General features: G+C 76.3%; 9 protein-coding genes and 1 pseudogene. 2 read left to right on the plus strand and 8 right to left on the minus strand.

Going from position 1 to position 22,012, the window contains the following annotated elements:
* Positions 1–220: 220 nt before the first annotated feature.
* The 3 genes from OSB71_RS05855 to OSB71_RS05865 all read right to left on the minus strand — a co-directional run bounded on the left by OSB71_RS05855 (position 221) and on the right by OSB71_RS05865 (position 3,245).
* A complete protein-coding gene (locus OSB71_RS05855; protein WP_265944938.1) occupies positions 221–1,537 on the minus strand; it encodes a bifunctional class I SAM-dependent methyltransferase/N-acetyltransferase in 1,317 nt (438 codons plus the stop codon).
* Positions 1,534–2,640, minus strand: coding sequence for a ribosome small subunit-dependent GTPase A (gene rsgA, locus OSB71_RS05860; protein ID WP_265944940.1), 1,107 nt, complete (start codon positions 2,638–2,640; stop codon positions 1,534–1,536). Before rsgA ends, OSB71_RS05855 begins: the two co-directional genes overlap by 4 nt.
* A gap of 467 nt (positions 2,641–3,107) precedes the next feature.
* Entirely contained in the window at positions 3,108–3,245 is a 138-nt protein-coding gene (locus OSB71_RS05865; RefSeq protein WP_265944942.1) for a hypothetical protein, read from the minus strand.
* Here OSB71_RS05865 and OSB71_RS05870 point away from each other — a divergent pair.
* Positions 3,228–4,037 carry a Glu/Leu/Phe/Val dehydrogenase family protein gene (locus tag OSB71_RS05870; protein ID WP_265944944.1) on the plus strand — a complete coding sequence of 270 codons (810 nt, stop codon included), beginning with the start codon at positions 3,228–3,230 and terminating at the stop codon, positions 4,035–4,037. The genes OSB71_RS05865 and OSB71_RS05870 overlap by 18 nt on opposite strands.
* 107 nt (positions 4,038–4,144) lie before the next feature.
* Positions 4,145–4,909, plus strand: a complete 765-nt coding sequence (locus tag OSB71_RS05875; protein ID WP_265944946.1) for a class I SAM-dependent methyltransferase — start codon at positions 4,145–4,147, stop codon at positions 4,907–4,909.
* Between the two features lie 118 nt (positions 4,910–5,027).
* On the opposite strand, the gene OSB71_RS05880 is transcribed toward OSB71_RS05875, so the two are convergent.
* From OSB71_RS05880 to OSB71_RS05905, 5 genes and pseudogenes are all read right to left on the minus strand, one after another.
* Positions 5,028–6,263: a cytochrome P450 family protein gene (locus OSB71_RS05880; protein WP_265944948.1), complete on the minus strand. Its 1,236-nt coding sequence runs from the start codon at positions 6,261–6,263 to the stop codon at positions 5,028–5,030.
* Positions 6,264–6,847: 584 nt separating this feature from the next.
* Positions 6,848–12,414 (minus strand): annotated as a pseudogene (locus tag OSB71_RS05885) (beta-ketoacyl synthase N-terminal-like domain-containing protein).
* Between the two features lie 81 nt (positions 12,415–12,495).
* Positions 12,496–18,621, minus strand: coding sequence for a type I polyketide synthase (locus tag OSB71_RS05895; RefSeq protein WP_265944952.1), 6,126 nt, complete (start codon positions 18,619–18,621; stop codon positions 12,496–12,498).
* Between the two features lie 46 nt (positions 18,622–18,667).
* The gene (locus OSB71_RS05900) at positions 18,668–20,254 is read right to left on the minus strand and encodes a PfaD family polyunsaturated fatty acid/polyketide biosynthesis protein (protein WP_265944954.1); all 1,587 of its coding nucleotides are present in this window, start codon (positions 20,252–20,254) and stop codon (positions 18,668–18,670) included.
* Positions 20,255–20,286: 32 nt separating this feature from the next.
* Positions 20,287–21,456, minus strand: a complete 1,170-nt coding sequence (locus OSB71_RS05905) for an SDR family oxidoreductase (protein WP_265944956.1) — start codon at positions 21,454–21,456, stop codon at positions 20,287–20,289.
* Positions 21,457–22,012 lie beyond the last annotated feature (556 nt).

Raw genomic sequence — 22,012 nt, forward strand, 5'->3', positions numbered from 1 at the left:
ACGGGCGCCCCGGCCCTCGCCGCGCTCCGCCCCCACCAGCCACCCCGGGCCGGGCGGCACCACGAGCACGGCGCCCGGCGGCGAAGGCCGCGGGGGAAGGCGCCGCGTTCTCGTGGCCGCCCGCCCCCAGCCACCGCCGCCCCCGGCCGGCCGACCGACGGACGTGGTGACCGGAAGGGGGTCGCGGCGCCCCGGGAGCCCCGGGGCGCCGCCGGAGGGATCAGACGCCGAACGCCGGGGGGTACTCGATGGTGCCGCTGGGGACCGGTCGGGTGTCGTCGAGAGCCATGGCCATCATGGCCTCGTCGGGCACCTCGAAGGGGGCTCGGATGCCGAAGCGGGAGGCGGGGACGAAGCCGAACCGCGGGTAGTAGTCGGCGTGTCCGAGGACGAGGACGAGGTTCTCGCCCCTGGCCCTCGCGGCCTCCAGGGCGGCGCGGACGGCGGCGGAGCCGGCGCCGGTGCGCTGGGCCGAGGGCAGTACCGCGCACGGGGCCAGGGCGAGCGCGGGCTCGCCGTCGACGTGGCACCGGGTGAGCAGAGCGTGCCCGACCAGGGTGCCGTCGGGTGCCGCGGTGACCGTGGACAGTCCGTCGATCCACGCCCGGGGGTCGGCGCGCAGGGCGTCGACGATGGCGGCCTCCTCCGCCGTGGGGAAGGCGGCGAGGTCGATGGCACGGACGGCGGCGATGTCCTCGGGGGTCTCGGGGCGGGTGGTCCAGGTGGTCATGGTGATTCCGTCCTCGGAGGTGTGCGGGGTGTCGTCGTGGGGGTGGAGGAGGTAGGCGGCGTAGTCGTAGTCGCCACCGTGTTCGCGCCGCAGGGCGATCTCCGCCCGTGTCGCGGCGAGTGCCTCGGGCATGCCGGGGCGCCGCGGGTCCGCTCGGGCGATCCGCTGGGCGAGCGGGGTGTAGTACTCGTCCCACCAGTCGCTCTCCGGCAGCGGCCAGTGCGCGCGGACCCGGTAGCCGGCGGCCCGCGCGGCGGCGGCGTTCGCGGCGCCGGTGCGCAGCGGGTAGACCGCGTCCCAGTAGGCGCGCACCGGTGCGGCGGGGTCGGGCACCGCCCACTCGACTTCGGTGACGACGAGGACGCCACCGGGGGCGAGCAGGCGGCGCCAGGCGCGCAGGGCGACGTCGAAGCCGACGGTGTAGACCGAACCCTCGGCCCAGATCACGTCGAAGCCGCGGTCCGGGACGGGCACGTGGTCCATCGAGCAGTTGACGACCGTGACCTGGTCGCCCAGGCCCCGGCGTGCCGCCTCGGCGGCGAGGCCGTCGAGGAAGGGCTGGTGCAGGTCGACCGCGGTCACCTGCGCGCCGGCTTCTTTGGCCAGCAGCAGGGTGGAACGGCCGGGGCCGCAGCCCGCGTCCAGCACCCGGGGGCGATCGGGCAGCGGTCCGGCCGTCCGCAGCAGGCGCCGTGTGGTGGCGTCCGAACCGGGCCCCTGCCGGGGCAGGCCGTGGTGCAGGGCGAAGAACGCCTCGGTCACCGGGTCGCCGTGCGGGCCCTGTGCGGGCGGATCGGTGCGGCTCACCGCCGGCCCTCCCGGAACTGGTAGGTGGCGCGCAGCTTCCGCGCGATGTCCTTCCTGACCGCCTCGCGTCCGGCCCGCAGACGTGCGTCGGTGCGCGAGGCGACGTAGGCGTTCTCCCGCAGCAGCCGGTGGTAGCTCTCCAGGCGGCGCCGGGGGACCTCACCTGCCTCGACGGCGGCCAGCACCGCGCAGCCCGGTTCGCTCCGGTGACCGCAGTCGGTGAACCGGCAGCCCCGGGCGAGGTGTTCGATCTCGGAGAAGGTCTGCTCCAGCCCGTCCTGGGCGTCGTACAGGCCGATCGCCCGCAGACCGGGGGTGTCCAGCAGGACGCCCCCGCCGGGCAGCGGCAGCAGCTCCCGCCACGCGGTGGTGTGCCGGCCCCTGCCGTCGACGTCGCGCACCGCGCCGGTGGCCAGCCGGTCCTCGCCCAGCAGGCGGTTGCCCAGGGTGGACTTGCCCGCACCGGAGGGGCCGAGCAGCACGATGGTGCCGCTGAGCACGGCCGTGAGGGCCTCCAGGCCCCGCCCCGTCACGGAACTGGTGACCAGCACGTCCGCGCCGGGTGCCACCTCGGACACCTCGGACGCGGCCCGTTGCGCGTCGGCGCACTGGTCGGCCTTGGTGAGCACCACCACCGGCCGGGCCCCGCTCTCCCAGGCCAGGGCGAGCATGCGTTCGGTCCGCCCGTGCCTCAGCGGGGCGGCCAGCGACACCGCCACCACGACCGTGTCGACATTGGCGGCCAGGACCTGGCCGTGCGAGGTGCGCGAAGCGGCGGAGCGCACCAGCGCGGTGCGCCGGGCCAGTACCGCGTGCAGCACCGGGGCCCGGCCGGTGGTGGCAGGACGCAAGGCGACCCAGTCGCCCGTGCACGGCGCCGACGGGGGGTCGTCCTGTTCCGCGGTGCCGGGGATCTCCGCACGGACGGTCCCGGCATCGGTGACCGCGTCGCACAGGCCGCGTTCGGCCCGCACCACCCGGGCCGGGGTCAGCCCGGCGGCGCGATGAGGCGAGAAGGCGTGCTCACACGCCTCGTCCCAGCCGTAGTCCGCCAGGGAGCACGGTGGGATGGGGAAGGAAGAAGGTGAAGAAGGTCGAGACAACGTGGAAGACCCTTGAACGGGGGCCCCGTCGCGCGTGACGCTCCGCCCCCCTGAGCCGTCGGGCTCGGGCGGGGTCGCACGTGGTGCACGTGGTGAACGTGGTGAACGTCAGGTCAGACCGGGGCCCGGGACGTGAGGATGGTCCGGCGGGCGCTGCTCATGGCAGCGGCCTCTACGGCAGTCATCAACTCACCTCCCACTTCTGGTCCCGCAGTCGACCCGGTTGTCTCTGCGCCGCTCAATCTAACACGCCTCACCTCCGGGCGGCCCGCGACGTCGGGAACGACAGGAGGCCGGTCGCGACTCGGAGCCCACAGGGCGAATCCTGCTGATCGGCGTAGCGCACCCGTTCCCGCGTGATCCGCCGTCAGCCGGGCAGGGCGCGCTCGCGGCCGGCCTCCTGCCCGGTCGCCCCACCGCACGGCACCGCCGACGCGTGGCCGTGGCCGACGCGTGCGCGCCGGGTCCTAGTCGGGCGGGGGAAGGCGGGTGGGGGCGGTGTCGCTCACCTGCTGGAAGATGACCGAGGTGCGGAAGCCGGTGATCTCGCCGCGCTTGCTGAGCCGGTCGGTGAGGAAGGCGTGGAGGTGGTCCAGGTCCTGCACGGCGACGTGGAGGAGGAAGTCGTCGCCCCCGGAGAGGACGAAGACGTGGAGGGCACCAGTTCCGAGGACATGGCGCTGATCAGGGAGACCACCCCCCACGTGTTCTGCCGGCGGACCGCGCTGGGCGGCAGCGGCGACTCCTCCCCGCACACCGCGCACGGCGCCCTCGCCGCGCTGCGGGCCGTCAGCCGCCGGCTGTACGGCACCGCCCGCCTGGACGGCCGCCGCCTCGCCGTGGTCGGTCTGGGCCGCGTTGGCGCCCGCCTCGCGCGCCTGCTCGCCGCCGAGGGGGCGGTCCTGACGGTGACCGACGTCGACCCGGACAAGCGGCGGATCGGCGACGAACTCGGCGCCGTCTGGCGCTCGCCCGACGAGACCCTCACCGCGGACGTGGACATCGTGGTCCCCGCGGCTCTCGGCTCCGTCCTGACCAGGCGGACCGCGGCGGACCTGCGCTGCCGCGCCGTGGTCGGACCGGCGAACAACCAGCTCGCCACGCCGGACGTCGCGGACCTGCTGCACCAGCGCGGCATCCTCTGGGTGCCCGACTACGTCGCGAGCGCGGGAGGAGTCGTCAACGCCGTCAGCACCGAGCTCCACCGCGCCAGTGCCGACGAGGCCCGCGCGCGCGTCCGCGCCATCGAGGACACCGTGGGCGAGGTGGTGGACACCGCGCGGCGCCACGGCCGGACGCCCGCGCAGGCGGCGAGCGAGCTGGCCCGGCGCCGCCTGCACGCCGCCCCCGACCCCGCCGCCCCGCCCACGGCGTCGCCGGGCGCCGGGACCCGGTGACGCCGGGCACCCGGCGCGCCCGCACGCTGCCACGTGGCGGCGGCCCTCCCGCGGCGCGTACCCCGACGCGTGCGGTAAGACATGCAGACGAGCCGAAGGAGCACACGATGACCCCCGACGCGGGCACCCACACCGACCACTACGACCGGCTGCTCGCCGAGCACTACACCTGGATGCTGGGCGGCGACGTCCACGAGGTCGCCGACCGGCAGGCCGCGCTGCTCGCGGACCTCGGAGTGGCGGGAACCGCAGGCGACGGGACGGCCTTCGACCTGGGCTGCGGCTCCGGCGCACAGACGCTGGCGCTGGTCCGGCTCGGCTTCTCCCCGGTGATCGCCGTGGACACCAGCCGCCGCCTGCTCGACGAGCTCGCCTCGCACGTCCCGGACACCGAGGCGGTCCGGCCGGTGCACGGCGACATCCGCACCGTGCTGCCCGAGACGGCCGAGCCGGGCACGGTCGCGGCCGTCGTCTGCATGGGCGACACGCTTCCCCACCTCCCCTCCAAGGCGGACGTCCCCGAGCTGCTCGGTCACGTCGGTCGCGCCCTCGCCTCGGGCGGCCACCTCGTCGTCACGTACCGCGATCTCACGGCGGAGCTGCGCGGCACGGACCGGTTCATCCCGGTCCGCAGCGGCGACGACCGGCTGCTCACCTGCTTCCTGGAGTACCGCGACGAGGACACGGTGGTCGTCCACGACCTGCTCCACACCCGGACGGACGGCACCTGGCGGCAACAGGCCAGCAGCTACCCCAAGCTGCGCATCCCCTCGTCCTGGCTGGTCGAGCGGTGCCGGGCCGCGGGACTGCTCGTGCGCCACGACTCCGCGGACGCCCGGGGGATGCGAACACTGCACGCCGTGAAGCCCTGACGGGCCGCCACGGCGCTCCCGCGACGCCGCCGAGGACCGCGGGGTGACGGCCTCCCGGCCGCCCGCGGCCCTCGGCGCGGCCGTGGGCGCGCCGAGGGCGTGGCCCGCGCCGGCCTGGCTACCGGTGGGCGACCGAGCGCAGGCGCACCGGCAGGGTGAGGTGCCCGTTGCTGATCAGGGTGGGCAGCGGGCGCAGCTCCTCGGGGGGTACGGCGAGCCGCGCGTCGGGGAAGCGCGCGAAGAGCTGGCGCAGGGCGGTGGCGACCTCGAGGCGGGCGAGCGGGGCGCCGAGGCAGAAGTGGACGCCGTGGCCGAAGGCGAGGTGGTCCTTGGCGGGCCGGGTGGCGTCGAAGCGGTCCGCGCTCGCGCCGTGCCAGTCCGGGTGCCGGTTGGCGGCGGCGTAGGAGGCGAGGATGGCCTCCCCGGCGCGGATCGTCTGCCCGTCGGGCAGGGAGACGTCCCTGAGCGCGTAGCGAAGGGGCAGGTGCTTGACGGCGGGCTCGTGACGCAGGGTCTCCTCCACGACGTCGTGCCAGCCGCAGCGGCCGGCGCGGACGTGGGCAAGCTGCTCCGGATCGGTCAGCAGGGAGGTGACGGCCTGGTCGATGACGTTGACGGTCGTCTCGTACCCGGCGCTGACCATCAGCAGGAGCGTGTCGCGCAGTTCGACGTCGCTGAGCGCGCGGCCGTCGCCCTCCTCGTCGCGGGCGGCGAGCAGGAGCGAGGTCAGGTCCTCGGCCGGCTCGGCGCGCTTGGCCGCGATCAGCTCGTCGAGCAGCCCGTACAGAGCGGTGGCGTTCGCGGCGGCCTCCTCGGTGGAGAGGGTGGTGGCGAACACGCCGTCGACCAAGGCGGCGAAGCCGGTGCGCTGGTCCGCGGGGACGCCCATGAGCTGGCCGATGACCGCGATCGGCAGCGGATGGGCCAGGTGTGCGCGCAGGTCGACGACCTCACCGGCGGGGAGGGCGTCGAGGCCGTCCAGGATGCCCCGCACCAGCTCCTGGACGACGGGCTCCAGGGCGGCGATGCGGCGGGCGGAGAAGGCCGGTGCGATCATGCGGCGCAGGCGGCGGTGGTCGCTGCCGTAGGCGGTGAACATGTTCTCCGCCGTCACCCACAGGGCCAGGGGCCAGTCGGGGACGGCCTCGGCGAAGGCCGGCCAGTGGCGCTTGGCGTCCTTGGAGACGTCCGGGCTCGTCAGCAGGTGCTTCAGGAGGCCGGGCTCGGAGACGGACCAGGCGGTCACGCCGAGGATGTCCACCCGGGTGGCCGCCCCGCGGGCGCGCAGGGCCTGGTGCTCGGCGTGGTGATCGGCGCCGTGGGGGTCGAGGACGAGTACCTGCTGGTCGGACACGGCGGTTCTCCTTCGGTGGGGAGGGGGCGGAGGGCGGGCGGAGCACCCGGGGACCGGTGGTTCGGGTCCGGCGCGCCGACGAGGGCGCTCGGGCGGAGGGCGGGACCCCTCTCGGGACGGGCGTGGCGGACGGGGCGGGCGGCGGTGACGCGGGCGTGGTCGCGGCGGGCGGGCGGTACGCCCCGGCGTCCCGCGGAGGCGGGCCCGGTCGCCGGGCGTCCGTGGGATCGCGAGGGCGAGGTCGTCGTCGCACACCCGGCGGGCCGCTGCCGCAGCCGCTCGGGGCAGGGGCCGCTCTCCGTTCCGCGTCGGTCGGTCGCGCTCGCGCCACGCAAACAGGTGTACCGGTCCAGGCCCCGCCGCGAGACCGAATCCACCACATTGGCCACAACTCGACCCCACCCCGGGGCGGGCGGCACCCACTCCGGCGCCGCCGACGCCCCGGCCCGCACAGTTCCCGCCCGCCGCGGGCCGCGCGTTCCGAAGCCCTGTCCCGCCTGCGGGCGGGCCGAAGGCCGCGAGCCTCCCGACCGTTCCCTCGCCCCGCCCGCGCGCGGCGGCACCACCAGCTCCCGGCCGCCGTCCTACGCGCCGGGGCCGGACACCACGCGTACGCCCAGCCCGCGCGCCCGGTAGATGCGGGTGTCGTCGCCCCACAGCGAGGCCTCCGCCGTGGCGTAGGGGCCCTGGGCGTCCCTGCCGGTCTCCAGGATGTCCATCTCCACCCGGACCAGCCGGTTCTCCGGGGTGATCTGCCCACGGTACGTCCACGTCAACTCGACGCCGGGCAGGGCCGGTTCGAAGCGGGGAGCGGGGACGCCGGCCGCCAGCCCGCTCTCCAGCAGGAAGTACTGGAGCAACTGCAACATCGCCTCGACGCCCAGGGAGCCGGGCTGGACCGGGTCCTGGAAGAAGTGGGACCGGAAGAACCACTCACCCGGCCGCACGTCCTTCTCCGACCGCAGCCGACCGAGCCCGGCCCGCCCCCCTCCCGGCCAGTAGCCGGTGATCCGGTCGAGCATCAGGAGCATGGGCCCGGGCAGCCGCAGGGGGCCTGCGCAGTAGCGGTCGGGCCGGGCCGTCAGGTCCACGGTGTGCCCGCACGGTTCGGCGATGCGGGCCCGGTCCTCGGCGGTCACCGGCAGGCCGGGCTGGTCGTCGAAGGCGGAGGGCGGGAAGTGGCCGAAGACCGTGGACACGTCGAACAAGGGCGCACCGTCGGCGGTGCACCGGACCCGGAACGACTCGATGATCATGTCGCCGCTCCGGGAGACGCGGACCAGTTCCGCGTGGGTGCGCACCGTTCCGGTCGCCGGGGTGACCTCGCCGGTGACCGTTCCCGAGCCGTCGAGGTTGCGGAACAGCAGGTCCGTGTCCGCGGTCAGCGCGCTGCCCGCGTACGAGGCCAGCCAGCCGCACGGTTGCAGCGCGACCTCCAGGAGCACCGCGAACGGCATGGTGTGGCCGCCGCTCTGCTCGAAGTACCAGGCGTCCGCGGGCACGTCGTACTCCGCGACGACGGCGCTGCCCTCCCGCATACCGCCCTGCGGGCCCTCCACGGAGGCGATCCGGCTCATGAAGTGGTACGGCGGGCCCGGCAGGCGCGCGACCTTGCGGGGGGAGTCGAACGGCGCGTAGGCGGCTCCGAACGCCTCGCTCGGCCTGCCCCACGCGCAGGCCAGCAACGAGGCGTAGCCGTACGGGAAGCCGTCCACCACCGCCACCGGGCGCTCCTCCCGGTGCCCGGCCAGCCCGCCGAGCGCCGGCAGCGGCACGGGGGAGCCGTCGGTCTGCACGGCGGGCGGACCCGAGTGCCGCCAGTGCGACAACGGCCAGTCCGGCACGAGTCGCACCGCCATGTCCCGGCCGAGGAAGGACATCAGCCCGTCGACCGTTCCCAGGACGTCGGCGTGGAGCGTCGGCAGCGGCCCGGAGGAGACGCCCCGCACGAACACCTCGTAGACGACCCGGCGACTGTCCGGGGTCGCCTGGCCGCGGCAGACCGTCGTACCGGTGGAGTCGGGGACGGGCTCGAAGCGCCAGCCGTCCCTCCCGGCGGTGAAGCCCAGGGCGGCCAGGAAGAACGCCATCGCCTGGAGGCCGCCCTGGAGCATCAGGGTGCCCGGCATGCACGGGTCGTTCTTGAAGTGCCCGGCGAAGAACCAGTCGTCCGGCGAGACCGGGGTCTCCGCCCGCAGATAGCCGCGCCCCCACGGGCCGCCGTTCGGGTCGAACGCGGTGACCTCGTGCAGCATCCGCAGCCGGCCGTCGTCCAGGGCCGGTGGCCGGATCTGGGCGGCGGTCGCCTCCCAGCCGGGGCCGAAGCAGTCGGCGGGCCGCCCCTGCGCCAGGGCCGCGACCCGGTCCGCGTCGAAGCGGTCCCGCGTGCAGCGCAGGGCGGGCGGGTCGAACGGCAGGTCGTCGCAGGACGGCCGGCCGGCCGGGTCCCACCGCACACCGCCGCTGTCGGCGAGTTCGTCCGGGGTGAAGAACCCGGCCTGGCCCTCGCGGATACTGAGCCGGAGTTCGCCGTCCACGTAGCAGTCGTAGTGGAAGAAGGCCAGGCGCACACCGGCGTGCTCCGCGTGGCCGTCGAGGTGGATCTCGAACCGCAGGACGTCTCCGGCCCGGGGTGGGCTCCCGTGGAACGTCACCTCGCAGCCCAGCAGGCGGTAGGCCCGCTCGCCCCGGTTGAGGAGGTCGACGCCCAGCCAGCTCAGCAGGAGCAGGTCCGCCTGGCCTGCCTCGATCAGCAACCCTGCGGGCATGCGCCCGGTGTAATCCAGGAACCAGCTGCCCGGCCGGAGGTCGGTCTCGGTCCAGATCCTTCCGTCGGTGCGCACCGGGCCGGGGGTGACGAGCGCCGCCGGGACCGCGTCGATGCCGGTGACGCGGTCGGCGAACAGCATCGGCGGTCCGGGCATCCGGGTCTGCACCGCGTACCCGTCCTGCCCGGCGAACCGGGGGCCGAACAGCTCGGAGATCTTCCCGGAGGCGAGATGCTCCAGTTGGGCGCGGTCGAACGTGGGGCCGGGCAGCGACGCGGGGGGACGCCCCGGCACGGGGGGCGGCGGCACGGGCGTCGGCGCCGCCGGCCGGGGCGCCCGCCCGGCCGGCGGGCCCTGCGGTGCGCGGGGCGGGGGCGCGAGGCCCGCGGCCGGGGCGGCGGACAGCGCACCGGCGGCCAGTGCCGAGAGCCGCAGGAACCGCTGATGGGCCGCGGTGTGCCCGGCCATGGTCTCCTCGTGCAGCGCGGCCACCCGGCGGCTCTGCCGGGCGACCAGCCCGGGGACGCCCGGCAGCCGGGGCTCCGGCCGGGGGAGCGGCCCCGGGCGCTCAGCGCCGGGCGCGGGCGGGGACGCCGCTTCCCGGCCCGGCACCGAAGTGATCGGCGGGGACGCCGCGTCCCGGCCTGCCGGGACCGCGGCAGCCGCGTCCCGGGCCGACGGGAGCGCGGCAGCCGCGTCCCGGTCCGGCGCGTGCGCGGCAGCCGCCGCGTCCGGGCCTGGCACCGGCGCCAGCTCGGGTGCCCGGCCCATGACCACCGGCGCCGTCTCCAGTGGCGGCAGCACCGGGGGCCCGGGGAGCGGCACGGTCACGGTGGGCCCGGGAGCGGGGACGTCCACGGCGGCCTCCGAGAGCCGGGCGAAGAACGCGTCGGCCCGCACGGGAACCCCCGCGACGAGGAGTTCGGCGACCGCCAGGGAGAGCCGGCGCTGCCCGGCGTCCCCCGGGGCGTCCAGGGCGACCGCCACGTGCTCGCGGTCACCGAGCACGCGCTTGATCCAGCCGGTGCACAGTGCGCGGGGTCCGTGCTCGACGAAGACCCGCACGCCGTCGGCCCACGCCTGTTCGACCGTGGCCGCGAAGTCGATCGTGCGCTCCCCCTGCGCGGTGAGCGCCTCCGCCGCCCGGTCGGACGTCGCGCGGTACGCCTGCCCCGTGGCACCGCTGTAGAACACGACACCCGGAACGTCGGCGGTGGGCCGGTCATGGACCCGGTGCCAGACGTCGCGGACGTCCGCCAGTTCCGGCGCGTGGGCCGCGATGTCGTAGTCGAGCTCGATCGCCCGCTCCGCACCGATCCTCCGCACGGCGGCCGCACACGCGCGCGCCTCGCCGCCGACGACGCAGACCCCCGGCGCGTTGACCGCCATCAGGTGGACCGCGGGCTCGGCCGCGAGCTCCGTACGGACCCGGTCCAGCGGCGCGTTGACCAGGTAGCTCGACCAGCGGGAGCCCTGGACACCCATCCGTTCCCAGCGGCGCCGGACGGCCCGGAGCTCGCCGGTGAGCTCCGTCGTGAACAGCCCGCTGTCCCGGGTCGCTTCGTACAGGCCCGCCGCGTCCGGCCAGGCGCCCAGCGCGACCAGCGCGGCCGACTCCCCGGAGGAGTACCCGACGGCGGCGTCCGGCCGCAGACAGGCTCCCGTCCGGCCCGCTCCAGCCAGTACGGAAGCCGCCGGCGGGCACCGGTCCTGGCCACCTCGGGGTCGACGCCCATGCCGACGACCACCATGGTCCGCTCGCGGGGCAGCGACAGCCCCCGCACGGCCTCCCGCGCCGCCTCCAGGACGAGCAACTGGTGGCGCACGGTCCGCTCCAGCGCCAGCGGCGGGAAGCACAGGCCCGTCAGCTCCACGGGGATCGCCGTGGCGGGTCCGCGCCGTTCACCGCCGAGGACGGCACGGCGGAAGTCCTCCGCGCTGGTGCCGTCGCCGACCCGGGCACCGAGCGCGACGATCGCCACCGCGGTACGGGGCCGGGGCGCGGGCCCGGGTGTGGGCCCGGGAGTGGGCGGCGCCGGCCGGGGCGCGGCGGGCTCCGGGCCCTCGTCCGCGAGGTCCACGACGAGGTGGGCGTTCGTCCCGCCGAAGCCGAAGGCGCTCACGGCCGCCCGGCGCGGCCCCGACCACGCCTCCGGCGCGGTCAGCACCCGCAGCGGGGTCCCGGTCAGCGCGTCCAGCGGGGCCTGGGCGCCGAGCGTCGCCGGACGGACCCCCGTGCGCAGGGCACCGAGCACCTTCAGCAGCCCGGCCACCCCCGCCGTGGCCAGCAGGTGCCCCACATTGGACTTCACCGAACCGATCGGGACGTCGTCGCCGGCCGCGTAGACCCGGGCCATCGCCCGCGCCTCCACCGCGTCACCGACCGGCGTCCCCGTGGCGTGGCACTCGACCAGGGACACCGTCTCGGGCGCCACTCCCGCCGCGGCGTACGCCAGGCGCATCGCCCGCGCCTGGCCCTCCTCCGAAGGGCTGAGCAGGCCGTTGCCGCGTCCGTCGTTGGACAGCCCGATGCCGCGGATCACACCCAGCACGGGCACCCCGCCCGTGCGCGCGTCCGACAGCCGCATCAGGGCGACGAACCCGGCGCCCTCCCCGTGCACGAGCCCGTCGGCCTCCCGGTGGAAGGGCCGGCTGCGCCCCGTCCGGCTCGTCGCGGCCAGGGCGCGGAACCCGACGTGCGTCAGCAGCGGATCGGCGCGGCTGACCGCTCCGGCCACCATCAGGTCGGCCGTGCCGTCGTGCAGCCGGTCGCAGGCCAGCTTGACCGCGTACAGCGACGAGGCACAGGCGGCGTCCAGCGACCAGGCGCCCGCGCCGAGCCCGAGCGCCGCGGCCGCGAGGTGGGCGGGCAGTCCGGACGAGAAGCGGTTGCGGGCCGCCGGCCGCTGCCGGAGCTCCCCGTGCAGCAGCGCGTCGCGGACGGCGGGCCGCTGGGCGGACAGCCACACGTGTTCGGCGAAGGCCGCACCGCCGGGCGTGGGGTAGGACAGGTTCCCCAGCACCAGGCCCGCGCGTGCCGACGGGCCGTCCCGGCCCGCCTCGGTGAGCGCCTGCCGGACCCCGTACAGCACCCAGTGGAACAGCGGGTCGAGTTCGCGGAGCCGCTCCGGGGCGATCCGGAAGCCACCCGGGTCGAAGACCGACTCGAAGCCCCGCACATACCCCCCGACACCGGTCCAGGCGCGGTCGAGGTGGTCGTCCGCCGTGCCCGCGGCCCACCGGAGCGGCAGCCGCCAGCGGCCGTCCGGGGCGGGGGACAGGCTGCTGCGGCCTGCGGCGACGTTGTCCCAGAACGTGTCCGGGTCGAGGGCGTCGGGCAGCACGCAGCCCCGCCCCACGACGGCGATCGGGTCGAATGGCATGCGGGTCTTCTCACTTCGCGCGAGCCCCGGCAGGTCGGTCGACGTTGCGCGACGCAGGGCAGGGGCGGATGTTCAAGGGGGTCAGGAGGGGCGCAGGACGAGTTCCACGCCGAGCAGTTCCAGGCGGAGCGACCCGTCCGGATCGACGACGGCGACGTCGCACCGCGCGCCCGTGCTGTGCGCCTTGCGCGCCCGCACCACGCACCGCACGGACTCGTGCGCCGGGCCCGGCCGGTGCACCCGGCACTCGGCGACCGCCATCGGCAGCGTCGCCGCACCGAGAACCTTCTCGGCCCACAGCAGGGCGAGTTGGAGAGCCCCGTCCAGGGCGGCGGCGTCCAGCGGCCAGTCCTCGCCCGGCCAGTCCAGCGCGCGCAGCCCCACGGCCGTCGCCTCGGCCCCCGCGTCGCAGACGCCCCGCACCGCGCGGAGTGCGTGGAACCGGGTGCCGTGGAAGAGGGTCCCGCCGTCGTAGACCTCTGGGCGGGGGAGCGGCTTCAAATCCGCCGGGCTGCCCCAGCCGGCCGGGTCCGGCACCGTGGCCTCGGCGTCCAGTACGGCCCGGAAGTGGGCGACACCGTCCTCGCCCCGAAGCTCCGCCTCCAGCGCCGTGGGCGAACCGGCCGCGCCGCGGCGGCCCCGCACCGTCAGCAGGTGGCCCGCCCCGGACAGGTCCGGCAGGGCCAGCTTCCGGTAGACGCGCAGGTCGCGCAGGACGAGGGTGCCGTGGTCCGGCAGCCACGCGCTCCCCGCCCCCGCGAACCAGTTCAGCACCATCGCCACCGGTAGCACCGGCGTACCGGCGAGGGAGTGCTCCGCCAACTGCGGGAACGCCTCCTGCCGGACCGCCAGTTGTGCCGGGCGCGGCTCGGCGGCCCGGGCGGGGGCGTGGGGGCCGACGTCACCACCCCCGGCCGTGAGGACGACGCGCACCTCGTCGGCGGGACCGGCCAGTTCGGCCGTACACGCGGCGGCGCCCCGGTCCAGCGCGATGAGCGGGACTCCCAGGCGGTCGAAGTGCCCGGCCAGGGCGGGCGTCACCATGCCTCCGTCCCACGGGCCCCAGGCCACCGAACGCACCAGGCAGCCGGGGCGGCGGGCCCGCTCGGCGGACGCCACGTGGTTGAGGACCTCGTTGGCCATGGCGTAGTCGCTCTGCCCCTCGTTGCCGAACACGGCGGCCACCGAGGAGAACAGCAGGAGCACGTCGAGCGGGTCCTCCGCCGTGGCCTCCAGCAGCGCCCGCAGGCCGTCCACCTTGGTGGACATCACCTGGTCGAACTGGGTGTCCGTCTTGTCCTCGATCCGGCTGTCGGCCAGCACGCCCGAGCCGTGGACGAGACCGGTGACCGGCCCCCAGGCGGCACGCACGTCGGCGAGGGCGGCGGAGAGGGCCTTCTCGTCCCGTACGTCGACCGCGATGTACCGGGCGGGAGAGCCCGCCTCCTCCAGCGCCGCCAGGGTCGCCCGCACCTCGCGCGCCGCCAGAATCCGCCGGGCCCGCGCGGTGAGGGCGGACGGCGAGGCGCCCCCGGGCCCGGGGGAGTCCCGCTCGGCGAGCAGGCGGGTGAGCGAGGGCTCGTCCCGGGCGGACGCCAGCCCGGCCGGCTCCGGGGCCGGTTCCGTCCTGCCGAGCAGCACGATGCGGGGCCGGTGTGCCCGGGCCAGGTCCAGCAGCGCGGCGGCGGTCACCCCGCGGGCCCCGCCGCTGGCCACGATCACCGCGTCGGAGGTGATCCGCGCGGTACCGCCGGAGGCCACCGGCGCGGGCACCGCACGCGGGACGGTGCGGGTGCCGTCCGCGCGCAGACCGACCTCTCCCTCCGGCCCGCCGGTGAGCAGCTCCCGCACGATCGCATCGGCGACCGCGCCCTCGTCCCGGTCGCCCCGCTCACAGTCGATCGCCTTGACGGAGGCGTCGGGCCACTCCTTCGCCGCCGTCCTGACCAGGCCGGCGACACCGCCCAGCCACGCGCGCCCGGGGCCGCGGCCGTCGAGCCCGAAGTCGCCCCCGGTGTCCTGCACGGTGACGAACAGCCCGCCCCGGCCCGCCGTCCGCCGCGCCAGCAGGCGGGCCGCCCGGAAGACGGACCGGTGGATCTCCCGCGCCTCCTCCGGCGCGCCGCTCCCGGTCAGTCCGCCGAGGTGGACGACACCGTGGACGTCCTCCGGCACCTCGGTGACGGCGGTGGCGTCGACGCCGTGGGCCGCGAGCCGCTCGGCCACCAGGCCGGCGATCCCGCTGTCGTCGGAGCCCTGTGCGGTCACCACGAGCGGCCCGTCCCACAGACCCACCGTCGCCAGGCCCGACGCGGGGGACACCGTCGCCCGGGACACCAGCCGGGTCAGCTCCCCGCCCCGCCGGGGCTCGGCGCGCGCGGTGGGGACCGCCGGGAACTCCCGCGCGGGTGGCTGGACCGCCGGGGCCGCCGGGGCGGCCGGGGTGGGAGGCGCGGAGGTGCTTGCCGGGGAGGAGGGGGCGGCGGCCCCCGGGAGCACGGCGTCGCCGGCCGGGAGGAGCGCGTCGACGATCTCCCGCAGGGTGCGCAGCTTGCCGAGCTGCCCGATGTCCTGTGTGGGCAGCTCGCCCACCTCCTCGCGTACGGCGGAGAGGATCTCCACGCGCTTGATGGAGTCGACCCCCAGCTCCCCCTCCAGCTCCATGTCCGCATTGAGCATTTCCGCGGGGTAGCCGGTGAGCCGGGCCACCACCGACAGCAGCAGTTCCGTCAGGTCCGATGCGGACAGCCGTGCGGGCTCGGCCGCCTCCTGTACGGGCTCGGCGGCGTCCCGTGCGGGCTCGGCCGCCCCCTGCGCCGGTTCGGCCGCCGCAGGTGCGCTCCCGGCCTCCCGCCCGGGAGCGGGCGGGGAGACGGGAGCGGCGTGGGCGGCGTGGGCGGGTGCCTCCGCCCACGCCGCCTGCGCGGGCGGTGCCGGGGGCGCCGCCCGCTGGGGCGTCGAGGGCCTGGGGAGCGGCAGCGGAGCCGCCGGAGCGGCCATGTCAGCCATGTCAGCCATGTCAGCCACATCGGCCATGTCGGCCGGGTCGGCCATGTCGGCCACGGCGCCGGGGCCCCGCGCCCCGAGCATCGCGGCGAGCGTCGTCTCGGTCATCCGCAGGAAGGCCATGTGGCTGTCCGTCAGCATCCGCTGGCAGGCGGCGTGGGCCTCCGCCGTCTGCCGCTGGACGCTCTCGACCGCGGCGTACCAGTCGCCACCGCCGTCGTACGCGGGCGCGTCCTCGGACACGGGTCCGGGCGCGTCCTCGACGGCGGGTCCGCTCGCCTCCCCGGACGCGGGCCCGGGGCCGGACGCCGCCCCGGGCACCGGGGCCTGGGCCACCGGGGGCTCGGCCGCGGACGCGGCGCGCGGGGGCGGCGGCACGGCGGCGGGGGCGGCGGGCGGATAGGCCCGACCGTGGTTGGCTCCGCTGATCTTCACGGTCATCCGGGGCTCGCGCTCCTTCGCTGGTGTCCCGGGCACGGCGTACGGCGCCCAGAGTCGGTCGAGGTCGAGGGGGACCCCGCGCACGGCGAGGGCGCCGAGCGCGGCGTGCAGGCCACCGGCTCCGCACCGTCCGGGCCCGTCCAGCGGGACGGCCGCGTGCGCGCGGTCGCCGAGGATCTGTTCCACCAGGCCGGTCAGCGCGGTTCCCGGGCCGACCTCGACGAAGGTCCGGACCCCGGCCGCGTACATCGACTCGACCTGGTCCTGGAAGCGCACCGGCGACGACACCTGGCGAACGATGGTGCGGCGCACCTCGTCGGGTGACGCCGGGTACGGTGCCGCGTCGGCGCTCCCGTAGACGTCGAGCACGGGACGGGTGAGGCGGAGGGTGTCCAGGAACGCCGCGAGCGGTTCACCGGCCGGGGCGACCAGCGGGCTGTGGAAGGCGGCTGAGGTGTTCAGCCGCCGGGTGCCGGTTCCGTCCGCCGCGAACTCCTTCTCGGCGGCCGCGACCGCCTCGGCCGTGCCGGCCAGCACGACCTGGCGGGGTGCGTTGTGGTTGGCGGGCCAGACGTCGGTGAGCCCGGCGGAGGCGAGGACCGCCGACACGTGCGCGCGGTCCGCCGCGACGGCCAGCATCGCCCCCGGCACGGCGGCCGCGTCCCGCATCAGCTCACCGCGCCGGCGGGCCAGCGAGAGAAGCGACCGCGCGTCCAGTACGCCCGCGCAGTGCAGGGCGACCAGCTCCCCGAAGCTGTGGCCCGCCACGCAGTCCGGCCGCAGCCCGAGGCCGCGCAGCACGTCCAGCAGCGCGGCGCCGTGCACCGCGAGCGCGGGCTGCGCCCACTCGGTGGCGGCCAGCCGCGCCTGCCGCTCGGCGCGTTCGTCGTCGGTGAAGGACGGCGGTGGGAACACCACCCGGTGCAGCGGTACGCCGTCGAACCGGGTGCCGCCCAGCCGGTCCCAGACGGCCTGGGCCTCCGGGGCCAGCATGGCCAGCCCCGCGCCCATCCCGACGTACTGGGAGCCCTGCCCGGGGAAGAGGAAGCCGATCCGGCCCGGCTCGGGGGTCCCGGCGGCGTACCGGACGCCGTTCGGCGTGGCGAAGGCGTGGTCGGGGCGTCGCCGGATCGACTCGGCCGCCCGCGAGAACTTCTCCGACAGCTCCTCCGCGTCGGCGGCGACGACGGCCAGCCGCACCGGATCGGCGGCCGAGAACCTCCCGTGGCTCTCGCGCGCGAGCGTGGCGAGCGGACGGTCGGCGTCGATCGCGGTGGCGGTCAGGGCCTGTGGCGACGGGCCGCTGAACAGCACGAGTTCGGCCGGGGCGGACCGCTGCCGCGCCGCGGCCCGGCCCGACCCGCCCGAGGGCACGTACTCCTCCAGCGTGACGTGGAAGTTGCTGCCCCCGAAACCGAAGCTGGACACCGACGCCCGGCGGGGGTGGTCGGGGGGCCGCACCCACGGGCGGGCCTCGGTGTTCACGTAGAACGGGCTGTCCGGGGCGGCGACCGCCGGGCTGGGCCTGTCGACGTTGGCCGTCGGGGGCAGCACCTTGTGGTGCAGGGCCATGACCGCCTTGAGCAGTCCCGCCGCGCCCGCCGCGCACTTGGTGTGGCCGATCTGCGACTTGACCGAGCCGATCGCACACCAGGGCCCGTCCGCACGCCCGGAGGCACGGAAGACCTCGCCGAGCGCGGCCAGTTCGGCGGCGTCCCCGGCCTTCGTCCCCGTACCGTGCGCCTCGACCAGCTCGACGGTGTCCGGGCCGTAGCCCGCCTCCCGGTACGCGCGGCGCAGCGCCCGCGCCTGGCCCTCGGGCAGCGGCGCGTAGATCGCGGTGCCCCGGCCGTCGGACGAGGTACCGATACCGCGGATCACCGCGTGGACGCGGTCGCCGTCGCGCTCGGCGTCCCGGAGCCGCTTGAGTGCGTACATGACGACCGCTTCGCCGAGCATCGTGCCGTCCGCGGCGTCGGAGAAGGGCCGGCAGTCACCGGTGGGCGACAGCGCGGGAGTCTTGGAGAAGCACAGGAACATGCCGACGTCGTTGCCGGTGTCCACGCCTCCGCTGATCACCAGGTCCGACCGGCCGAGCGCCAGTTCACCGACCGCCGTGGACAGCGCCGCGAGCGAGCTGGCGCAGGCGGCGTCGGTGGTGTGGTTCGTGCCGTGCAGGTCGAACCGGTTGGCGATCCGGCCGGCGACGACGTTGCCGAGCAGGCCGGGGAACGTCGACTCCCGCCAGGGGGCGAAGTGCCCGGAGATGCGGTCGCACACGTCCTGCGCCTCGTCCTCGGGGACGCCGCTCTCCCGCAGCGCCTTGAGCCAGATGGGCCGATGGGTGCGTCCGTACATGTGCGCGAGCATCTCCAGGGCGGCAGCCCCGAGGACGACACCCACCCGGTCCCGGTCGACGCCCGCGAGGCCACCGGCGTCGGCCAGGACCTGCTCGGCGACCATCAGGGCGAGCAACTGGGTGCTGTCCGTCGACGGCAGACCGGTGGGCGGCACGCCGTACGCCATCGGGTCGAAGTCGACTTCGGGCAGGAACGCGCCGCGCCGGGCGTAGGTCTTGTCGGGGGCGGCCGGGTCCGGGTCGTAGTGGTCCTCCACCCGCCAGCGGGACGCGGGGACCTCGGTGATCAGGCTCCGGCCGCTGAGCACGGTCCGCCAGTAGCCTCCCGCGTCCGTGGCACCGGGTACCAGGGCGCCGATCCCGACCACGGCGACGGGTACCTGCTGACGTTCGGGGGACATGGCTCTCCTCGGGGTGGTACGGCCGCTGCCGGCCGGGTGGGGCCGGTCATGCCAGCACGCGGGGTGTGTAGCCGAAGGCGTCGGCGGGCAGCGGCACCCCGCAGGTGCGGAGCTGGTGGGCGCGGGTGAGCACGGCGGCGCCTTCGAGCAGGTTCAGCGCGATCTGCACCACGCCGCGGTTGGCCGGCTCGGCCAGGAACGTGCCCTCCACCCACCGGTTGAAGGCGCCGACGGCCGGGCCGCACCAGATCTGGTAGTCGGCACGGCGGGACGCGTCCCCGGCGATCGCCCACCGGCTGGAGCTGCCCAGGTACCAGCGGAACACCAGCGCCATACGGTGCTTCGGGTCGGCCTCCGCCCGCGTGATCTCCGACGGGTCCCTGCGCTCCCAGAACGTCCGGGTGCGCTGCCACACCTCGTCGAACGTGGCGCGCAGCACGTCCCGTTCGATCGAGGCGCGCACCTGCCGCGGGATCTCCTCCAGCGAGCCGTGCGCCCGGTAGGCCGCGTAGAGCCGGGCGGCCCGCTGGGCGAACATCGTCCCCCGGGAGAGCACTTGCAGTCGGACGCCCAGTTCGAACATGTCGGCGGCCGGGGCCATGGTCACGTCGGCGACGTCGGCCGCGCAGAGCATCGCCTTGGCGACGTCGGACATCCCCGCCTCGACGGCCGTCTGGTGCACGGATCCGACCACCACGTACGCGGCCCCGAGTGCGAAGGCGGCGGCCACCGCGTCCGGTGTGCCCAGCCCGCCGGCCGCACCGATCCTGACCGGCGCGCGGTAGCCGTACCGCCGGGTGAGCGCGTCGCGCAGCAGCGCGATCCGGGGCAGCAGGGCCGGCAACGGCCGGTTGTCGGTGTGGCCGCCGCTGTCGGCCTCCACCGTGATGTCCTCGGCGACCGGCACCTCGGCGGCCAGCGCCGCCTCGTGCGGGGTGAGTTCGCCCTCCGCGACGAGCCGGCCGAGCAGCGCGGCCGGAGCGGGGGAGAGGAACCTCTCGGCCACCTCGGGGCGGGAGACCTTGGCGAACATCCGGGTACGCCGCACGACACGGCCGTCGGCACCCCGGCGCAGCCCCCGGGCGGAGCACAGCACGACCGCCGGGGTCAGCTCCATGTACGCCGACGCCGAGACCCGCGGCACGCCGTGGTGCAGCAGCAGCTTCGCGACGCGGAACTCCAGCGCCGGCTCGGCCGGTGAGTGGATCAGGTTCACCCCCCAGTTGGGGCGCGGACCGAGCTCGCGCGCCAGCGTGCGCACGGCCTGCTCGACCTCGGCGTACGCCAGCCCGCCGGCGCCGAAGAAGCCGAGCATCCCCGCACCGGCCATCGCGGACACCATCCGCGTGGTGGCGATGCCGTTCGCCATCTCGCCCGCGACGTACGGGAAGCGCACGTCGTGTGCCTCGCAGAACGTACGCCCGCCGAGCCACTCCGGATACAGCGGTGGCAGGGTGCCGAGCACCGGGCCGCCGTCCGGCACCGCACCGGTGGCGAGTCCCAGCTCGCGCCCGGTCGGCCCGGCGACGATGTGGACGGGCTCCCGGAGCCGCCGGGCGCGGTCGGCGATTCCGGCGGCGGTGAAGACCGCGGGGGCCGCGGGGGCGGCGTGGGCGGTGGCGGGGACGGACAAGAGGGGCTCCAGCGGGCGTGGACGTCTGCGGGTCAGGCGTACCGGGGGGTCGGGGAGGGGCGTGCCGGCGCGGGAGGGGCGGGCGGCGCGGTCCAGGCCGCGGTCGCGGGCTCGCGGCGGTCGCCGCTGCCCGGGCCCAGCCCCGACCACAGGTAGTCGAGGTCCACCCTCGTCCGGCCCGTCGGCGGGCCGAGCAGGGTCCGGACCCGGGTGTCGTCGAAGCGCCGCCGGTGGGCGAGGTACGCCGTGAACCCCGGGTAGGAGTCGGTCAGTTCCTCCAGCTCGCAGACGGCGCCGCACCGGGAGGCCACCAGCTCGAACGACAGGGGCACGAGCCGCTCCAACAGCGCGACCACCACGGGCACCGGCACGTCGTGGCCGTGGACGACGTGGTAGGTGTCGACGCCCCCCGGGGCCCGCCGGCCGGACAGGCGCACCATCACCTCGGCCGCGTCCTCCACCGGCATCAGGTTCAGATGCCCGCGCGGATGGCCCACCAGGCGGACCGTCCGGCGCCCGGACGCCGCCGGGGCGAGGGCGCGCACCCCGGCCCGCAGGAGCCGCTTGATCACCTCCAGCGGGTGCGGGGGCAGCTCCGGGTGCGGCGGCAGGTCCGTGACGAGGATGCTCGGACGCAGCACCACCGCCGGCCGGCCGTGCGCGCGCGACCAGGCGTGGACCAGCACCTCCGCCTCGTACTTGGAGCGCTCGTAGGCGTTCTCGAAGCCGTACGCGCCCTCCAGCTCGTCCTCGTACGCCACCCCGTCCCGCCGTGCCCCGGCCACGAAGGCGGTGCTCACGTGGTGGAGTGCGGGGCCGCGGCGTCCGGCCTCGGCCAGCTCCAGCACGTGCCGGGTGCCGTCGACGTTGACCCGGCGCAGTTCGGCGAGGCCGCCCTCCAGGTTGATGCTGCCCGCGCAGTGCCAGATGGCGTCGAGCCCGTCGGCCAGCTCCTGGAAGGAACTCCGCGACAGCCCCAGCCTCGGCCGCTGCAGCTCCGTTTCCACCACCCGCAAGCGGCTCGGGAGCCGAGCGGTCACGGCCTCCGGCGCGCCGGACAGCTCGAAGAACCGGGTGATGCGGCGCAGCGCGTCCCCCGACCCCGCGTGGGCCAGGACCGTCACTGAGTCGTGTGCGTCGAGGAGCCGGCGCAGGAGGCGGAGCCCGAGGAACCCGGTGGCGCCGGTGAGCGCGACGTGCACGGCCTTGACTCCTGGTGTGATCGAGAGGGACGGGACTGCTTCCCCAAGGGGCAGAACGCGAACCGGTGGCCACCCGCCCGTGGCGGCCGTGGAACGAACGCCGGGACCGCGTCCTGGGGTGGGCGGGCGCGACGGGCGCGCGGGGGCGTACCGCACGGCCGGTGCGGTGCGCTTCCCGGCGGGTCGGCGCGCTCGGGCGGGCGTCTCGGGAGCTCTCCCGGACCCGGCGATTCCGACGCACACAGTGCCAGATGCCGGACACCGACGGTGCTCCCGAGGCAACCGGCTCACCTGAACGGAGTACGTGGGCATGGCAGCCGGAACCCGCGGGCGCCGGGCAGGGCGTCGGTCGCGGTCGGGGCCCTGGCGACGGAGGCCGTGCACCGGCAGGGCGGCGCCCGGGCCCGGTCCGGTGCCCGGGCCCGGGCGTCCCCGTCACCGATTCGGGTGATTCCGGGGCCGCGTCCGGCGGCCTCTCCGGGCGGCGGCCCGGAGGTCGCGACAACCGCGGCCGGCCTGCCGCACCCGGGCCGGGGCCACCCGGGGAGGGGACGCG

The sequence above is a fragment of the Streptomyces marinisediminis genome, assembly GCF_026262575.1.
GTDB lineage: Bacteria > Actinomycetota > Actinomycetes > Streptomycetales > Streptomycetaceae > Streptomyces > Streptomyces marinisediminis.

Bases quoted from the DNA above. Each gene is read 5' to 3' on its own strand.
- OSB71_RS05875 (WP_265944946.1), top strand. From the start codon at position 4,145: ATGACCCCCGACGCGGGCACCCACACCGACCACTACGACCGGCTGCTC.
- OSB71_RS05895 (WP_265944952.1), bottom strand. From the start codon at position 18,621: ATGTCCCCCGAACGTCAGCAGGTACCCGTCGCCGTGGTCGGGATCGGC.